13 protein-coding genes are annotated in these 18,137 nt (G+C 35.4%); 1 reads left to right on the top strand and 12 read right to left on the bottom strand.

Features of this window, described 5'->3' with window-relative positions:
• Window positions 1–122 precede the first annotated feature (122 nt).
• From MTP08_RS00545 to MTP08_RS00520, 6 genes are read right to left on the bottom strand one after another with little or no spacing between them, the layout of a single operon-like run.
• Window positions 123–1,454 carry a quinol:cytochrome C oxidoreductase gene (locus tag MTP08_RS00545; protein WP_243576609.1) on the bottom strand — a complete coding sequence of 444 codons (1,332 nt, stop codon included), beginning with the start codon at window positions 1,452–1,454 and terminating at the stop codon, window positions 123–125.
• Between the two features lie 8 nt (window positions 1,455–1,462).
• Complete coding sequence (locus tag MTP08_RS00540; protein ID WP_243576608.1) at window positions 1,463–2,155, bottom strand: c-type cytochrome; 693 nt, start codon at window positions 2,153–2,155, stop codon at window positions 1,463–1,465.
• Window positions 2,148–2,669, bottom strand: a complete 522-nt coding sequence (locus MTP08_RS00535; RefSeq protein ID WP_243576607.1) for a DUF3341 domain-containing protein — start codon at window positions 2,667–2,669, stop codon at window positions 2,148–2,150. Before MTP08_RS00535 ends, MTP08_RS00540 begins: the two co-directional genes overlap by 8 nt.
• Window positions 2,656–4,053, bottom strand: a complete 1,398-nt coding sequence (nrfD, locus tag MTP08_RS00530; protein ID WP_209389606.1) for an NrfD/PsrC family molybdoenzyme membrane anchor subunit — start codon at window positions 4,051–4,053, stop codon at window positions 2,656–2,658. Before nrfD ends, MTP08_RS00535 begins: the two co-directional genes overlap by 14 nt.
• A gap of 25 nt (window positions 4,054–4,078) precedes the next feature.
• A complete protein-coding gene (locus MTP08_RS00525) occupies window positions 4,079–7,141 on the bottom strand; it encodes a TAT-variant-translocated molybdopterin oxidoreductase (protein WP_243576606.1) in 3,063 nt (1,020 codons plus the stop codon).
• Window positions 7,142–7,164: 23 nt separating this feature from the next.
• Window positions 7,165–8,526, bottom strand: a complete 1,362-nt coding sequence (locus MTP08_RS00520) for a c-type cytochrome (RefSeq protein ID WP_243576604.1) — start codon at window positions 8,524–8,526, stop codon at window positions 7,165–7,167.
• Window positions 8,527–8,710: 184 nt separating this feature from the next.
• Between MTP08_RS00520 and MTP08_RS00515 the strand changes: the two genes are divergently transcribed.
• On the top strand, window positions 8,711–9,238 hold the full coding sequence (locus MTP08_RS00515; RefSeq protein ID WP_243576603.1) for an SPOR domain-containing protein: 528 nt from the start codon (window positions 8,711–8,713) through the stop codon (window positions 9,236–9,238).
• Window positions 9,239–9,287: 49 nt separating this feature from the next.
• On the opposite strand, the gene MTP08_RS00510 is transcribed toward MTP08_RS00515, so the two are convergent.
• The 6 genes from MTP08_RS00510 to ricT all read right to left on the bottom strand — a co-directional run bounded on the left by MTP08_RS00510 (window position 9,288) and on the right by ricT (window position 17,934).
• Window positions 9,288–10,562, bottom strand: coding sequence for a DUF6080 domain-containing protein (locus MTP08_RS00510; RefSeq protein ID WP_243576602.1), 1,275 nt, complete (start codon window positions 10,560–10,562; stop codon window positions 9,288–9,290).
• A 72-nt stretch (window positions 10,563–10,634) separates the two neighbouring features.
• Window positions 10,635–11,993 (bottom strand): T9SS type A sorting domain-containing protein, encoded by a 1,359-nt coding sequence (locus tag MTP08_RS00505; protein ID WP_243576601.1) that lies wholly within the window; start codon window positions 11,991–11,993, stop codon window positions 10,635–10,637.
• 77 nt (window positions 11,994–12,070) lie between these two features.
• Entirely contained in the window at window positions 12,071–13,606 is a 1,536-nt protein-coding gene (locus MTP08_RS00500) for a protein adenylyltransferase SelO (RefSeq protein ID WP_243576599.1), read from the bottom strand.
• A gap of 78 nt (window positions 13,607–13,684) precedes the next feature.
• Window positions 13,685–16,069: a transglycosylase domain-containing protein gene (locus MTP08_RS00495; RefSeq protein WP_243576598.1), complete on the bottom strand. Its 2,385-nt coding sequence runs from the start codon at window positions 16,067–16,069 to the stop codon at window positions 13,685–13,687.
• The gene (locus tag MTP08_RS00490) at window positions 16,056–16,538 is read right to left on the bottom strand and encodes a gliding motility lipoprotein GldH (protein ID WP_243576597.1); all 483 of its coding nucleotides are present in this window, start codon (window positions 16,536–16,538) and stop codon (window positions 16,056–16,058) included. Before MTP08_RS00490 ends, MTP08_RS00495 begins: the two co-directional genes overlap by 14 nt.
• The gene (gene ricT, locus MTP08_RS00485; RefSeq protein WP_243576596.1) at window positions 16,531–17,934 is read right to left on the bottom strand and encodes a PSP1 domain-containing protein; all 1,404 of its coding nucleotides are present in this window, start codon (window positions 17,932–17,934) and stop codon (window positions 16,531–16,533) included. The genes MTP08_RS00490 and ricT overlap by 8 nt, the downstream gene beginning before the upstream one ends.
• Between the last annotated feature and the right edge of the window lie 203 nt (window positions 17,935–18,137).

Raw genomic sequence — 18,137 nt, 5'->3', positions numbered from 1 at the left:
ACACTTAAAAGACTCCCAAATTATAAAAAGGTTGCCTTTTAAAAATTAAACTTACAAATTGTTCAAAAAAAAGAGACTGATTTATTGAAATCAGTCTCTTTTAATATTAGTAATCCTTAAATTTAGAAAGGATATTCATAAATTTCAGATTCGTGTAGGTAAGGGTTACCTGTAGGAATTAATTTCAATTTAGCTAATGCAGAAAGCACAGTAAACATAAATAATCCTGCTACAAATAATATGGAACCTAATACCAGCAATAGAACTTCAGGTGTCTTCCAGTAAGGACCTACCGTTCCTGGCATTACCATATTAAAGTAGTCTAAAATGTGTCCACAAATAACTATTACAGCCATTGTAGTTACTACTTTGTAATTTCTCTTGATGCTGCTGCTTACTAATACCAATAATGGCAATACGAAGTTTACAATAAGCATTGGCAAGAAAGTAGAAGAATAGTGTTCGAATCTTCCGAAGAAATAATTAACTTCTTCCGGAACGTTTGCATACCAGTATAACATAAACTGTGCGAACCAAGTATATGTCCAAAGCATACTTGTTGCAAAAAGGAATACGCCTAAATCGTGTAAGTGGTTATCGTTGAATTGTGGTAAGAAACCATTCTTTTTCAAGAATACACTTAGTAAAATAATAACAGCAATTCCACTAGAAAGGCAACTAACCATTGAGTACCAGATATACATTGTAGAATACCAGTGAGGGTCAATAGACATTAACCAATCCCATGCCCAAGCTGCAGAAGCAAATCCGAAGAATGCAATATATCCTACTGCCCATCTGTAAAGATATTGGTAATCTACTCTAGACTTTGTTTCGTCTACTTTTTTAGACATTGCCTTAAGTTTCCAAGCGAAGAACGAAGCTCCAACAACGTAGATAATTGTTCTAACTGCGTAGAAAGGAATATTCAAGAATCTTTTCTTTTCGAACAGGATTACATCAAATTCCGGCGAACCTTCTCTAGTTAATTCAGGATCCATCCAATGGAAAAGATGTCCATTGTGCGTGATATTAAGAATCATAATAATAATCAAAATAGCACCACCCCAAGGAATGTAAGAAGCAATAGCTTCCATTACTCTAGTGATAATAATTGGCCAACCTGCGTGTGCAGCGTGCTGAATACAATAGAAAAACAATACACAGCAGCTAACTCCGAAAAAGAATACGGCTACAAAGTGAATAGCTGCTAATGGTGAATTATGAACCTGCAATTCAGCATGTTTAAGATGTGCTTCATGATCCTGCGGACCCACCATTTCGCTTGAATGTGTAGGAGCAGTATGACCTGAAGCATGTAATGCCTCCATCATGTGCTCAATTTTTTCTGTTGACATCCCTTTGTTCATAAAGAAACCAACAGCAAAAAGAACTAAACCTACAACAAGAAGTATTATAGAAGCTGATTTTAATTTTGGTGAAAAACTATACATTTCTTTTCTTATTTTTTAGTTTCGGTAGTTTCTTTCTTCTCATCCGGAGCAGCAGTTGCAGCAGCAGGAGCAGATGCTTTTTTGAATGTATTAATTACATACATTGCAACTCTCCATCTATCGCCAGCATTTAATTGACCTGCATAAGATCCCATTGCATTTCTACCGTTTGTTAATACATAATGTACAGATCCTACAGTAATATCTCTATCTGCGTAGTTTGGTACACCAGAATATGCTCCACTTTGTACAATTGTTCCTTGTCCGTCACCACCAGTTCCGTGGCATGCTGCACAAGTATGATCGAAAAGAATTTTTCCTCTTTCCAAATCTTTTGCAGCATTCGCAGGATTTAGCGGAGAAGTGGTAATTGCTTTTGATGCATCATATCCTGCATTATATTCATCTGGTGTTTTTGGAAGTTTACCTTCTTCAAATACGCCATCTTTATTTTGAGCAACCGAACCTTCTACAGGAGAAAGACCAGTAGCACCATTATTTCTTACAAACGCAGGAATTTCATTTTCATGATCAGAGTATGCATCTTGAGCTTTCATCAAAGGATCGTAAGCTACTGGGAAATACATATCTGGAAAATAAACAAGAGGTGCGTTTTCTTTTGGTCCGCAAGAATTAAGTAAAACTGTAGTTAAACCTAAAACCGCTGTAATTTTTAAAATATTTTTCTTCATTTTAAGCATCTTTAACGGTTATTTCTTCTACTCCTGTTTCAATAAGTAACTGTTTCACAGATTCAACATCATTGGTAACAAATTCCATTAAGAATTTATCATCCGTTGTTCTAGGATCTGGGTTTTGTGCTGGAGCACCAGGATACATTTTGTTTCTAACCAAGAAAGTTAAAGACATCATGTGTGCTGCACAGAAAACCATCAATTCAAACATTGGAACCACAAATGCAGGCATATTGTGTGCCCAGTCGAAAGCAGGTTTACCCCCAATATTCTGAGGCCAGTCGTGATTCATAACATACCAGGTAACAGTTGCACCAATACTCACACCATATAAAGCATAAATAAAAGCAGCATCAGAAATTCTTGTTTTCTTTAAGCCTAAAGCTTTGTCTAGTCCATGAACCGGAAACGGAGTATAAACTTCGTTGATTGCGATTCCTTTATCGTTGAATGCTTTAACGCCGTTCATTAAATCGTCGTCATCAGCATAAAGTCCGTATACAATTTTAGTGGTGCTCATCTCCTTCTTTTGCTTTATAAGTTTCACCTGAGATTTTCAAAATTGATTTCAATTCAGCCTGTGCAATTACAGGGAATGTTCTTGCGTATAATAGGAATAATACAGAGAAAAATCCTATTGTTCCTAGATATACACCCACATCAATAATTGTTGGCTTAAACATCGTCCAAGATCCTGGTAAATAATCTCTAGAAAGGTTAATTACGATGATATCGAAACGCTCAAACCACATACCAATGTTAATGATTAATGCAACAATGAATGTCCAGATAATATTTGTTCTCAATCTCTTGAACCAGAATGAAGCCGGGATAACAAGGTTACAGATAATTAAAGACCAGAATGCCCACCAGTAAGGTCCAACAGCTGCACCAGGAGAAAGGTAAGTAAAGTCTTCATATCTAGAACCTGAATACCATCCGATGAAATATTCTGTTGCATAAGCTACAGTTACCATACCACCTGTTAAGATGATTACGATATTCATAATCTCGATATGATACATTGTAATATAATCCTCAAGGTGACAAACTTTTCTTGCAACCAATAATAGCGTCTGTACCATTGCGAATCCTGAGAAGATAGCTCCAGCTACGAAGTAAGGAGGATAAATGGTAGAGTGCCATCCTTTAATTACTGAAGTTGCGAAGTCAAAAGATACAGTAGTGTGTACTGAGAATACAAGCGGTGTTGCCAAACCTGCAAGAACCAAAGAAAGTTCTTCGAATCTTTGCCAGTGTTTTGCTTTACCACCCCATCCAAATGCAAGGAAAGTATAAATTTTCTTAGTCCAAGGTGTTTTTGCTCTATCTCTAATCATTGCAAAGTCAGGAATTAATCCCATGAACCAGAATACTGTAGATACAGAGAAATAAGTAGAGATTGCAAATACGTCCCAAAGTAGAGGAGAGTTAAAGTTACCCCAAAGAGAACCGAACTGGTTCGGTAAAGGGAATACCCAATAACCTACCCAAACTCTACCCATGTGAATTACCGGGAAGATAGCCGCCTGTACAACAGCGAAGATTGTCATCGCTTCTGCAGAACGGTTTACCGACATTCTCCATCTTTGTCTAAATAATAATAATACCGCTGAGATTAGTGTACCGGCGTGACCAATACCTACCCACCATACAAAGTTGGTAATATCCCAACCCCAGTTAATAGTTCTGTTAAGCCCCCATGCTCCAATACCTGTCCCGATAGTGTAAGCGATACAGCCAAATCCGTAGATGAACAGAACCAAGGCTGCATATAGTGAAATCCACCATAATTTACCTGCTCTTTCTTCGATAGGTCGTGCAATATCTTCTGTGATATCGTGATAAGTTTTGTGACCAATAATCAGAGGTTCCCTTATCGGAGCTTCGTAATGTCCTGACATTTTTTACCTATTTATTATTTAAACTTTATTTTTCTACTCTGTTTCTTACTTTAGTATGATAGAACACATTTGGTTTTGTTCCGATCTCTTCAAGTAAATAATATCTTCTGTTATCAGAATATAGTTTTCTAACTTCAGATCCTTTATCATTCATATCTCCAAACTTCATAGAACCTGTAGAACAAGCCTTAGAACAAGCTGTTTGGAATTCACCGTCTACCACTTTTCTACCTTCTTTCTTAGCTTCAAGTATGGTATTCTGAGTCATTTGGATACACATAGAACATTTCTCCATAACCCCTCTTGTTCTTACAACAACATCAGGATTAAGAACCATTCTTCCAAGATCGTTATTCATGTTGAAATCGAACTTGTCATTCAAGTTATATGTAAACCAGTTGAAACGTCTAACTTTATATGGACAGTTGTTCGCACAATATCTTGTACCGATACATCTGTTGTAAGCCATGTGGTTTTGTCCTTGCTTACCATGAGATGTTGCCGCAACCGGACAAACAGTTTCACACGGAGCGTGGTTACAATGCTGACACATCACCGGCTGGAAGATAACATCAGGATTTTCTGCAGGATTTTCTAAAGCTCCTTCAATACCTAAAACTCTGCTTCCGTAAAGTTCCGGAACAGACATTCCTTCTTTCAATCCGTCATAAACATCAACTTTCTGTTTAGAAGAATAGTAGCGGTCAATTCTTAACCAATACATATCTCTAGACATTCTTATTTCTTCTTTTCCTACAACTGGAACATTGTTTTCTGCCTGACAAGCAATGATACATGCTCCACAACCAGTACAAGAGTTCAAGTCTATAGATAAATTAAAGTGAGGGCCGTCTGTGTCATCAAAAGCATCCCAAAGGTCTATTTTACCCGCTGGAAGTGCCCCACTTATGGTGTGATATTCCAATGGTTTATTCCAACCTTTATGCTCATCATCGAAAGGTACGTTAATAAATTCAGCCAAAGGAACTTCCTTAGCAATATCATAACGACCCATTAAAGTATTTTGAAGCTGAATTCCAGCAAACTCATGATCTTCACCTGTTTTCTCAATGGCAACATTAGAAACCGCTAAGTTAGATCCATCGTATAATGGATAAGCATTTACTCCTGTATCAGCTGTAGCACCAGAATCTTTTTTACCATAACCTACTGCAAGACCAACAGATCCGTCTGCTTGACCTGGCTGAATGAATACCGGAATATTTTCAACTTTAACGCCATTTACTGTAAGATTCACTACAGAACCATCTAACTGCATTCTTGCATTCAAATCGTTCTCAATGCCTAATCTTTCAGCATCTTTTGGAGAAATAGTTAAATAGTTATCCCAAGACATTCTTGTTAACGGATCCGGTAATTCCTGCAACCAAGGATTGTTTGCCTGAGTTCCGTCTCCCATTGAAGTCTTTGTATATAAAACTAATTCTAAATCTGAAGCTTTAAAGTTTCCTAATTCTGCAATCGCCTGATTTGCATTTCCTCCTGCATACGCTAAAGAAGTTGCATTCGCAGAGTTTACAAAACCATTATATAGTGCTTTATTAAAAGAAGTACCACCAAGGATAGATGCAGCGTTTGCTTTCAAATAATCATAATAATTATTAGCAGCATTGTTTTTACCGTTTTTCCAAACCAATAAAGATTCTTCAATCTGTCTAGATTTATAGATTTTCTGAATTGTTGGCTGCATTAATGTATAAACACCTGTCTGAGGTTCTAAATCTCCCCAAGACTCTAGCCAGTTAGCTACTGGTATTACAGCTTTCGCTGCTTTATACATTTCGTTCTTTTTATCAGTAACCGCAATTACATAAGGAACTTTTTCTAAAGATTTTTTGAAATCATTTCCTTTATTGTAAGAATAGATTGGATCTACATTGTTTGTGATTAAAACACCAACCTGACCTGCATTTACCCATCCTAAAAATTCCTGGAATCTTGCTTTGTCAAATTCTTTTAGGAAGTTTGCTTTACCAGTGAAAGCAACAGAACCTAATTTTTGGTTGATTAAATGTGCTAAGACCTGAGCCGCTTTAGAACCGTCTGCAAAAACGACAGCTTTGCTACCTTTCGCCTGAAGTTCTTTTGCAATACCTGAAGCAACTTTATCTGAAGAACCTCCTCCTACAACTGCATTGTAAACTTCCACCAAAGTTTTGTTAACCAAGCTTGGTTTCAGTCTGATTCTCTCGTCTGCATTAGCTCCTGTTAAAGACATATTAGATTCAACCTGAACGTGTCTTAACATATTTGCTCCCGGAGTTCTAGCCGCAGCATAAGATGACTCTAAACCTGATGCATTATAATCTCCTAAGAAGTCTGCCTGGAAAGAAACAACTAATTCTGTTCCTTTAAAATCATATACTGGTAATGCTCTTGTACCAAATACCTCCTGTGCTGCATCTAAACCTGCAGAATATGGAAAAGCATCGTAAGTTACCAGTTCGGCAGTAGGATATTTTGCTTTAAATTCAGAAAATAATTTTTTGAATGTTGGTGAAGCAAAAGAATGCGACAGCAAAACAATCTTTTTTCCTGAAGCCTGAGCTTCATTAAGACCTTTGATAACAAAATCGTCTACTTTATCAAAAGTTTCATCTTTACCGTCTAGCTTAGGTTGTTTTACTTTATCATTATCATAAAGAGAAAGTACACTTGCCTGAGCTCTTGCATTTGTTTTACCTAAATCTCCCGCAACAGGATTGGGTTCAATTTTAATAGGTCTTCCTTCGCGTGTTTTTACTAAAACACTTGCAAAATCGAATCCATCAAAATAAGTTGAAGCGTAATAATTAGGAATACCCGGAATAATTTCGTGTGGTTTTACCACGTAAGGAATCGTTTTGATTACCGGTGCTTCACAGGCAGCAAGTGTAACTGCTGCTGTAGAGAATCCTAACAGTTTCAAGAAATCTCTTCTTGACGTTCCGGATTCGTTCTTCTGAGCACCTTCTAAGAAATCTTCTACCGGAATTTCTTCTTGGAACTCTTTCTGAGCCAGCTTATTATTTAAAGCCGGATCTTTAAGTTCGTGAATACTTCTAAATTGTATTTTGTTTGAAGCCATTTATACTTCTAATTTTTTAGTTATTAATAATGACATTTACCACATTCAAGACCTCCAATTGCATCTACAGTAATCTTACCGCCATCTTTAGGGTATTGCTTTTTAAGCTTTTCGTGTAGATTTTTGAAGTATTCTTTATTATAACCGTTGTTCATATCGATTTCTGTCGTTCTATGACATTCGATACACCATCCCATCGTAAAGTCGTTCGCCATTTGTACAACATTCATGGTATCGATTTTTCCGTGACAAGCTTTACAAACTACGTCAATTTTGTTGTCAGGATTTTTCTTGTTGAATGAATTGATAATCGCCTGTTCACCAGCAATAACGTGTTGAGAGTGATTAAAGTAAACGAAATCCGGCATATTGTGAATTCTCGTCCATTCTACAGGAGTTGTTTTACCTGTATATTGTTGTTTTGCAGGATCCCAACCTGTTGCAGCATAAATTTTCTGGATTTCACCATCATAGAATGCTTTATCTTTTCCTGGTTCAAGGTATTTACCGTTGTATTCTGAAATTGTTCTGTGACAGTTCATACAAACATTCATCGAAGGAATTTCGGATACTTTACCGTATTTAGCACTTGAGTGACAAAGCTGACAGTCGATTTTCTGTTCACCAGCGTGAATTTTGTGAGAGAAATAAATTGGTTGCTCTGGTTTATATCCTTTGTAAACACCAATCCACATTATCCAGTTCCAAATACCATAAGTTGCCAAAATCGCCAAAATTGCTAATAGCCCTTTACCAACGTAATGATATTTTGCATAGATTTCGCTGAAAGATTTTACTCTTGTTTCATTAAGCCCTGATAATTCTTCAGACTGACCTAATTTTACAAGCTGTCTTAATTTGATTAAAATCCAAACCAAAAGACCAGCAATTGCCAAAAGTGAAATAATAGCAACATTAGAAGTGGTATTATTACTTGCTGGAGCCTGCGCTGTATCTGCACCCGCTTTGGTAGCATCTGCAGCTTTATCTGTATCCGGAGCAGGCGGATTAGTTGTGTACTCTAAAATATCATCAATATCCTTATCCGAAAGATTTGGAAATTGCTGCATCACAGTTTTGTTGTGCTTTTCGAAAACTTCATTGGCATACTTGTCGCCAGAAGCTCTTAAAGCTACATTGTCTTTAATCCACTTATGAAGCCAATCTGTATTAAGCCCTTGATCTTTTTTCAATCTATCAACAACACCTTTCAATGCGGGTCCTACAACCTGTTTGTCTAGTGCGTGACACGCTGTACAATTTGCCTTGAAAAGTTTTTCGCCGTTTTTAGGATCGCCGGCTTGCCCGTAAATTGAAGCACTTGTTGACAGCAATAATCCTATTGCAACCAGCCCTTTTTTATAATGCTTTCTCCAACTAATCATTTAAATTATCTTATGTTAGTAAATATTGAGTATGTAATCAATTCCGCAAAAATAATATTTTTAAGAAGAATTTAACGACCTTAACAAAAGGTAAAATGTCATTTAAGTTTAATTTATAACTATTCTAAATAGTAGCATTTGTGGGGTTTTTATAATTATCCTAAATTTGCTGAAACAACTTTAAATGAAAAATTTAATAAAAATATTTGCTTTTTTATCTTTCACCGGCTTTTACACTGTTGATGCACAACAAGTTGTAAAGAAAGACACTCTATCCGGAACTGCTCTTACCTTAACTATGGATACTAAGGTAAATGACGCAATTTCTGCACTTGAAAATAAATGCAATAATTCTACAGTTTCTAAAACTTCGGATGAAGAAACCTTTACAAAGCCCGCAAAAGTGTTTGTTCCTAGCCGAGAACTGACCAATGCCGAAATTTGCAGAAGAAATCCTAGAATTTTAGGTTATAAAATACAGATAACAACTGTAAAAAGTAATGACGAAGCTAATGAAATTAAAACATATTTCAGAAAAAGATTTCCCAATATAAAGGTGGAAACAGATGCTTCACTTAGACCAAATTATAAAATACTTGCCGGAAGTTATTTCAACAAACAAAGTGCATCGGGAGATCTTGCAAAAATAAAAGAATACTTCAAATCTGCTACTGCCGTACAATACAGGGTTTTCTGTGCAGAAGCAAAATAATATTTATTTAAAACAATAACACATTGCCGGGAATTATTTTCCGGTTTTTTTAACTGTAAAATTGATTGATAAAATCGAAAAATTCATACATTCTGATGTAATTGTTTTCAATAATAAAAACAAGCATTACTCCCACAACAGCGGTTAAAAAAGAAAGTATTTTGGGAGAGTTTTTATAAGAATAGAAAAGCCAGCCCAATAAAAGAGGAAATACAAAGACAAAATGTCCACCATAAATATACGAGGTATGAAGTCCAAACCTCAAAACACAGTGAATTAAAATATCTACTAAAAAGGAAAGCATAAGAATCTGAACCAATTTGTTTTTAAAATTCTTACCATAACTCCATAATACTAACCCAATTAATATAACTATAAAAGCATACTGAAAAAAAGTTGTATACACATCCATGAATAAAGCCTGATAATAAAATCCCTTCATATTATGTTTTTCACGAATGAAAAAAGCAGGAAACAAAATATTTCCTCCAAAAAAATATGAAACAATCATATCCCAAACCGGAACCGACTTCACATTAGAAAATTTCTCATATTGCTCACCAGATTTGGAAAGAATATTCTGATACTTAAAATCTATTCGATACAAATACAGCAAAACGAAAACAACAATTGTAGTTACCACTCTTATCACTGCATTACCGAATTTTTTCCAGCTTTTAAATATATCTTTCTCAAATAAAACTGGGATAAAAACTTTTACAATATTGGTTACCGTAAGTCCGCCAATCGAAACTCCAGCTAAAACCATAGCAGAACCAGCTATTTTTTTATTTTTTTTAATCTGAATAGCTGTATAATAATTATAGAGTATTAAAAGGAAAAATGTATACGTATAAGTTTCCGGAGTAAAGGATAATAGAATATTTGTGGAAAACACACTGAAAAACAAGACAATTAACAGACTTAACCAAAGCGGAATTTCTACAATATTTTTTAGGTATTTAAAAATTTGAATAAGACTTAAGCTGATGGTAAGATTACTCAGCCAAGCTAATGTAAGCCTGAAACCCACACCTGTTTTACCGTTGGAAACCCAAAATGCCAATTCTCTAACCCAGTTAAAGAAATAGTAAGAAAGAGGATGTCTTTCAAAACTTCCGCCGGTCATTACAATAGCTTTATTGTCGAAACTAAAGTAAGCATCCCAAGGAATTCTTGCATCAAAGATTATTCTGTAATGCTGAGCAAGATAAGTACCCAAAATACCATACATAGTTACAAAAAAAGCAAACAATAGCAATTCTGCTAAAGTTGAAGGAAAAACAATTTTAAAAAAAGAAATCAGTTTAGATTTAAATGACACAAGAGAAGTTTTTGCAAAAATAAAATAAAAAACCCACCTTAGCAGTGGGTTTATTTGTTTTAAATGATAAGATTATTCTTTAATAATTTTTTCTATTGCGGAAGTACCATCTACAAACTCTACTTTAAGAAGGTAAATACCTTTTTCTAAAGACCTTAAATCTGCTTTACCAGAGAAATCTCCTTTAGAAACTACTTTTCCTGAAAAATCTAATAATGAAGAAGATACTATTTTTTTATCTGTTTTAATACTAACAAAATCTTTTGTTGGATTAGGATAAGCATTTATAGAATTTTTAGTTTTTTTAACATCTGCAACACCGAGGTTTTGTGTCGACTTAAACATTCCGCCCGCGGTAGAAGAAGTATTGAAACCTCCTGAGAAACATGTATTCACATCGGAACATCTTACAGCCAAATGTTGCACACCGGTATCAAGAGATGCCCAAGTTGTACCATTATCTAAACTCTTCCACGATCCTCCCGATGTACTTGTTGCAACCAAAAAATTTGTTCCTGGAATATATGTTATGTCATTTATTTTATTTGAAGCATTAATACCCGTAAAGGTTACTGAAGACCAAGTAGTTCCACCATCAGTAGTTCTGTAAATTTCCAATCCAGTTGGTGTAGCAGAGCTTCCTGTTCCTGTAAATGTTTTCTTCATCACAATACCTCTGTTAGCATCACTCCAAGCCATATCACCATTTACGCTAGATCCTCCAAAATCTGTTAATCCATAAGAAGATCCTGTAAATGCTACATTCCATGTTAAACCTTTATCGGTAGACTTATAAACTCTACCCTGATTAGTATAAAAGAATATATTATTTCCTACGGCATAATATCCCGCATTGTATCCGTATTCCGAGCCTTGCGGGTTTGGAATGTTTGCTGAAGCAACTCTAGTCCAAGAAGTTCCTCCATTAGAAGAAGTATAAAGTTCAAATTCTCCATTTTCAGGATCTCCTCCGGCAATTACATTATTAGCATCAAAAGCATGTACAAAATTCAAAAAAGATTCTCCAGCTGTTGAAAAAGGTTGTTGAGCCGTCCAAGTTACTCCGCCATTTGTTGTTTTATAAACAGCTCCTATACCATCGCTTGAAGTAGACAATAATGCACCAACCCATGCTGTAGTGGCACTTACTCCAGAGATATTTGTAATGGTAAGTGCAGGGTTTCCAACATTAATACTACCCGCAGTCCAAGTAGTACCACCATTAGACGTTTTAGTAAACTCCTGAACATTCGGTGGATTCGTAGATCCTCCATCATAAGCAAAAGCCCAAACAACATTAGAATCGAAAACTTCTAATCCTGAAATTCCTCTGGATGCCGTACTGAATCCGGAATTCTGTGTGCCCCAATACTGAGCAAATGCTGATGTAGAAAATATTAATACAAAAGCAGAAAGTAAAGTTCTTTTCATAAGATTTAATTTTGTTTAAAATTAATAATTAAACCGTTATATGTATGAATTATTTTTAAATTTTAAGCAAAATTATTCTAAGAACTGCATGAAAGCATAGAACATCCTGAAACATCATCATACTTTGAGGGTCTTTTGATGGAAAATTCAGGATAAATTTCTTTATACGGGTTTTTTAGTGCTGAAATTAGTTTTTCAAACAATTCTTTCTTTCCTTCATTAATTTCTTCAATACATTCGAAGAGAATATAATTTCGAAGAATAAATTTCGGATTATTTTTTTTCATAATTTCTAAAGAATCTTCTCTTGAGAAAGTATTGTCCAACAGTCTATTTTGATAACTTTCAAGGAAATGATTAAGCTTGTCTTTTTTATTTTGATCTAAAGATCCATAACTCACAGCTTCGAAATCAACATCTTTTTCGTTACGCATCTTTTCAATTTCATGGAAAAACAATGTGTAATCGAATTGCAATTCATGCATAAGCCCTTGCCAATTGCTGAAAAATTCTTCATCATTTTTTTCCAGTTCATCAAACCCAAATTTTTTGCATAACATTGTATCATGCGCTTCCCAAAAGTAATTTCCGTACTGATTTAATGTTTCTTCTAAAAATTTTTCATCTTTTATTAAAGGAAATAAAGAGTTAGCTAACTGCCACAAATTCCATTGCGAAATCTGTCCCTGTTTTCCGAAAGCATATCTTCTGCCGGGCAAATCTGTTGTATTGGGAGTAAAATTCAAATCATATTCATCCATCATAGAATATGGACCATAATCTATGGTTAACCCAAGAACTGACATATTATCGGTATTCATAACACCGTGTACAAACCCCACCCTATACCATTCTACTACTAAATCTGCTGTTCTTTTACATATTTGAGCAAAAAAATCTTTGTATTTTTCAACTCCTTCAGATTTTATATCCTTAAAATAATTGGCTATAGCAAAATCTGCCAAATTTCGAAGCGTATCGTATTCTTTTTGTGCAGAAATTAATTCAAAATGACCAAATCGGAGAAAACTTTCTGCGGTTCTGATGACTACTGCACCTTTTTCCGACTCTGGATTACCATTGTACATCATATCTCGAACCACGTTTTCTCCACTCAAAGCGAGACTTAAAGCTCTTGTTGTAGGAACTCCCAGATGAAACATGGCTTCACTCATTAAATATTCTCTAACTGAAGATCTTAAAACCGCTCTTCCATCTGCATGACGTGAGTATGGTGTGGCTCCTGCTCCTTTCCATTGGATTTCTGTTTTCTGCCCGAAATCATTAATAATTTCTCCTGCAAAAATTGCACGCCCGTCTCCAAGTTGTCCTGCCCAATTCCCAAATTGATGTCCCGCATAGGCAGTTGCATAAGTTTTAATATTTTGTGGTAAATCTGAAGCTGTTAAAAACGGAATATCTTGATCCTCAAATTTTCCAAGTCCTATTTCTTCGGACAGTTCTTCATTAAAATGAATAAGTGTTGTATTTTCAAACCCAACAGGTTTCACCAAAGAAAAAAGAACTTTCGGAGTGTTTCTCTGCATGGTATTTCCTGAAAAATCTCCGGGAAAAATCTCAGTAAAAGGTTGCTGTATTTTGTCGATGTTCATACATCAAAGATATTAAAAACTAAAAAGAAAAAGACCTTCCAAATTATTGAAAGGTCTTATAACAATTATTAAGATTGTTTACTTATTAAAATCAATATTTTCTCCTGTGTTGAGATTCTCATTGATGTTTTCTTCTTTCTTACCTGAGTTATTTTTAGGTGAATTATCTGCAGGTCTAGGATTTTTGAGATCATCTATGGTTTGTAAACCACCTTCGTCACCATATCCACCACCTAAACCTTGAAGATTGCTACAGCCATCTTTCCAATCACTTGGTTTTACAAATTTATCGTCTGGAGAAATTTTAAGACTCTTATCTGCCCATACTTTCTTCATATAAATTGCCCAAATTGGTAATGCCATTTTCGCTCCCTGCCCTTCACCAGTTCCTAAAAAGTGAGTAGCTCTGTCTTCCCATCCTACCCAAGCTCCGGTTGCCAGTTTCGGTACCATACCCATAAACCAACCATCGGAATTATTTTGTGTAGTACCTGTTTTTCCTGCAATTTCAACAGCTTTAGATATTCCTCTTCTTCCTAATTCTCCGGAGGCTGTACCAAATTCTGCCACACCTTTCATCAATTCAATCATGGTGTAAGCATAATTAGGGTTCATTACCTCTTTGGGATCCTGATTTACTTCTTTAATAACTCTACCATTTACATCTTCTATACGCCAAATCATTTCAGGTTTGTTGTAATTACCATAGTTGGCAAAAGTACTGTAGGCTCCCAACATTTCATAAATTGTGATATCGGAAGATCCAAGCGCCATCGGTAAACTGGTAGATATTTCTTCCGTAACTCCCAAATCTCTTGCAGTCTGAATAACACTCTGAGTACCTGCCATTTCTGCCAATCTAACAGCAACAGGGTTTTTAGAATGAGCCAAAGCATTTTTAAGTGTTAACATTCCACCAGAACCTACAACATTCCAGGTTCCTTTTCTGTAAGATGCATTAGAAATTGTTGAACATGGAGTTAAACCTAATTTCATGATTGCAGTTGCATATACAAATGGTTTAAAAGTAGATCCTACCTGTCTTTTCCCTTGTTTGATGTGGTCATACTGGAAATGCTGCCAATTGATTCCTCCAACCCATGCTTTAATTTCTCCTGTTCCCGGAACCATAGACATTAACCCCGCCTGTGCAATTTGCTTATGATATCTTATTGAATCCCAAGGGCTCATTTCTACTTCTTCTTCTCCTGCCCAAGTAAACCTTGTCATTTTAACGGGTTTATGAAATTCCATTAAGATTGAATCTTCAGGCATATTTTCTGCAACCATTTGTTTATAACGACCTGTTCTTTTAACAGCCTGCATCATCAAATTATTTATTTGAGTGGAGTTCAGTTTATAAAAAGGTCTGTCTTTTCTTCCTCTCTGTTCTGCATCGAATCTTCTTTGAAGGTCTGTTAAATGTTCTTTAATGGCTTCTTCTGCATACTTCTGCATTTTGGAATCTAAAGTAACATATATCTTCAAACCATCTTTATAAAGATTAAGTTTCTTACCCGTATCTTTTTCGTAGTCTTTAAGATATTTATCTATTTCTTTTCTCAAATAAAATTTATAGTACGCAGAATAATCATCGGTAATATCTTTTATTGGACGATAGTCTGTTACAATTGGAGTTGCAACTGCTTTTTCATACGTTGGCTGGTCGATATAACCTGTTTCCAGCATCTGCTTTAAAACGACATCTCTTCTTTCTTTTGGTCTTGCACTATTATGACGAAGAGGATTATTGGCATTTGGAGCCTCCAACATAGACACAAATACCGCAGCTTCTGGTAATGTGAGCTGAGAAGCAGATTTGTTGAAGTAAATTTTAGATGCCATTTCAATACCATTGGCATTGTGGGTAAAATCGAACTTATTGAAATATAAAGTTATGATTTCTTCTTTAGTATATCTTTTTTCGAGACTTACTGCTACTACCCATTCTTTAAGCTTTTGAATCGCTCTTTTAACAGAGTTCTTGGAGGGTTCTTTGGTAAAAAGCAATTTTGCAAGCTGTTGGGTAATGGTAGATCCACCACCTCTTCCACCTCTGAAAACTACAGCTCTTACCACCGACTGCAAATCTATCCCAGAGTGTTCTTTAAAACGTTCATCTTCTTTTGCCTGCAAAGCATAAATAAGATAAGGCGGAAGATTTTTGTACTCAACCGGCTGTGTTTTTTCTTTCTCAAATTTCCCTAACAGAACTCCATCTGAAGAAAATATCTGAGACGCTACATAAATATCCGGATTTTCCAACTCTTTCACATCCGGCATTTCGCCCAAAAAACCTTGCGAGACCGCAAAAAAGAGTCCCGAAATCCCTAAAACCACTGCAATAAAACCTACCCAGATGATTTTCACCCATCTTTTCCAAGCAGTATTTTTTTGATTTTTTTTAGGAGGAAGCGGGAACTTATTTCCCGTACTGCTTGTATTTTGATTATTTTGTTCCATTTGTACTTACGGTTTTTGCCGTTTCTACTTTTATTCCTAAATCTTCAATTCCCGGAAGTGCATCGTTTCTCATTGCCTGAGAAACTGCAATCTCATATTTCCCTTTTGCCGGAAATTTATAATTCAGTTTATATTGAAATAATGTTTCTTTCGTTTCACCAAACCCCGTTCCCAACCACTCTCCGTTCGGATTTGCCAATATGTAATTCAGCGTATCTATCTCTGCTTTTTTGGTTTTTAGATTGGTAAAATTTACGATAAATCTTATATTACTGTAAGGATAATCGTTATTGTTTCTTACAACAAATATAATATTTTTAGCATTTTCAGGATCGGAAATATCAAGATTAAATTTTTGTTGATTTTTTTTATCCCATTTATTATCAACATGATTCATCATTACCTGATCTTCAGATGCATTACATGCTACAATACTCATTAAAAGAAGAAAACCTGAAATTTTACGCATTATTATCTTTTTTGGGAGGAAATTTCTTTTTAAATTTCTTTTTAGGCTGCTGATTTTGAGGTTTTTTCTCACTATCGTTAGCAACTATTGCCTCTGTTTTTTCCGATACCGGTTTTGGAGATTGCTTTTGCTGCGGTTTTGGAGTGTTTGCAGAATTAGAATTCGGTTTTGTACTTCTTTCTTGTCTTACCGGTCTTTCACTTTTCTCAGCACGTACGTTTTTATCCGTCGATTCAGGACGGTTCTTTCTATTTCCGTTCTGGCTATTGTTCGGTTTGTTCTGATTTCTGTTTCGGTTGGAACCTCGGTTCTTTTTCTCGAATCGGTCTACACTGTTTTCCTGAATAAGATCCACGGTCTGAACTGCCAATTCAGGCTGTTTCAATTCTTCAAGAGGTAACGTTCTTTCGCCTTTTTTATTTTGAGAAATCAGCTTTTTTACCAAAGCTACATCAAAATCGTACCATGCCATAGAACTATCGACATACGCAAACCACATTTTCTTCTTGAAAACATCAATTTTAATACAAAAAGCCTTTCCTTTTTCAGTTTCAAGTGTTGTAGACGAAGATGGAAAATCGCTTAATGCATCCAAGTAACTGTCTAGTTCGTAATTCAGACAACATTTCAGCTTTCCGCACTGTCCCGCCAATTTCTGAGGATTGATGCTTAATTGCTGATATCTTGCTACATTTGTATTTACTGATCTGAAGTCTGTTAACCAAGTAGAACAGCATAATTCTCTTCCACAAGATCCTATTCCTCCAACTTTTGCGGCTTCTTGTCGGAAACCGATTTGTTTCATATCAATTTTGGTACGGAAAGTTCCTGCAAGCTCCTTAATAAGCATTCGGAAATCTACCCTGCTATCTGCTGTATAATAAAATGTAACTTTAGAAGCATCTCCCTGATATTCCACATCTGTAATCTTCATTTCAAGACCCAATCTGTGCGATATTTTACGGGATTCTATTTTTACACTTTCTTCTTTTTTTCTGGCTTCCTGCCAAATTTCTATATCTTTTTGGTTGGCAAGCCTGTATATTTTGGGTGCTCCTTCATCCGAAAATCTTTTTTTCTTCATCTGAATTTTCACCAATTCGCCTGTGAGACTTACTACGCCCACATCGTGCCCCGGACTAGATTCTACTGTTACAACGCTACCTATATGTAAAGGAATATTATTTACATTTTTATAAAAGGATTTTCTGTCATTTTTAAATCTAACTTCAACAAAATCATACCTATTAGATGATGGATTTTGAATATTTGAAAGCCAGTCGAAAACACTTAATTTATAACTATTACCGCAGGTATTTACATTTTCACAGCCATTCGCAGATTTTGTTCCGCATGAATGCCCAGAATCGCCGGATGTTTTACATCCACAACTCATATTATAATTTATTTAATCTTGCAAATTTATTGATTTTTATCTTTATACCATTTCCAAATGTACTAAATATTAATTTCAGATATTGTTTAATATTAAACTAGAAGGTATTCAAATCTAAAAATCAAAATTAATCATTTATTAATCAGGCATTTAGAAGTTTACTAAATCAATTTGCTATTTTAAACATAGTTTTAATTGATGCT

Origin of the sequence: Chryseobacterium oryzae (assembly GCF_022811665.1) — a bacterium.
GTDB lineage: Bacteria > Bacteroidota > Bacteroidia > Flavobacteriales > Weeksellaceae > Chryseobacterium > Chryseobacterium oryzae.
This window is presented reverse-complemented; position numbering and strand designations above follow the sequence as displayed.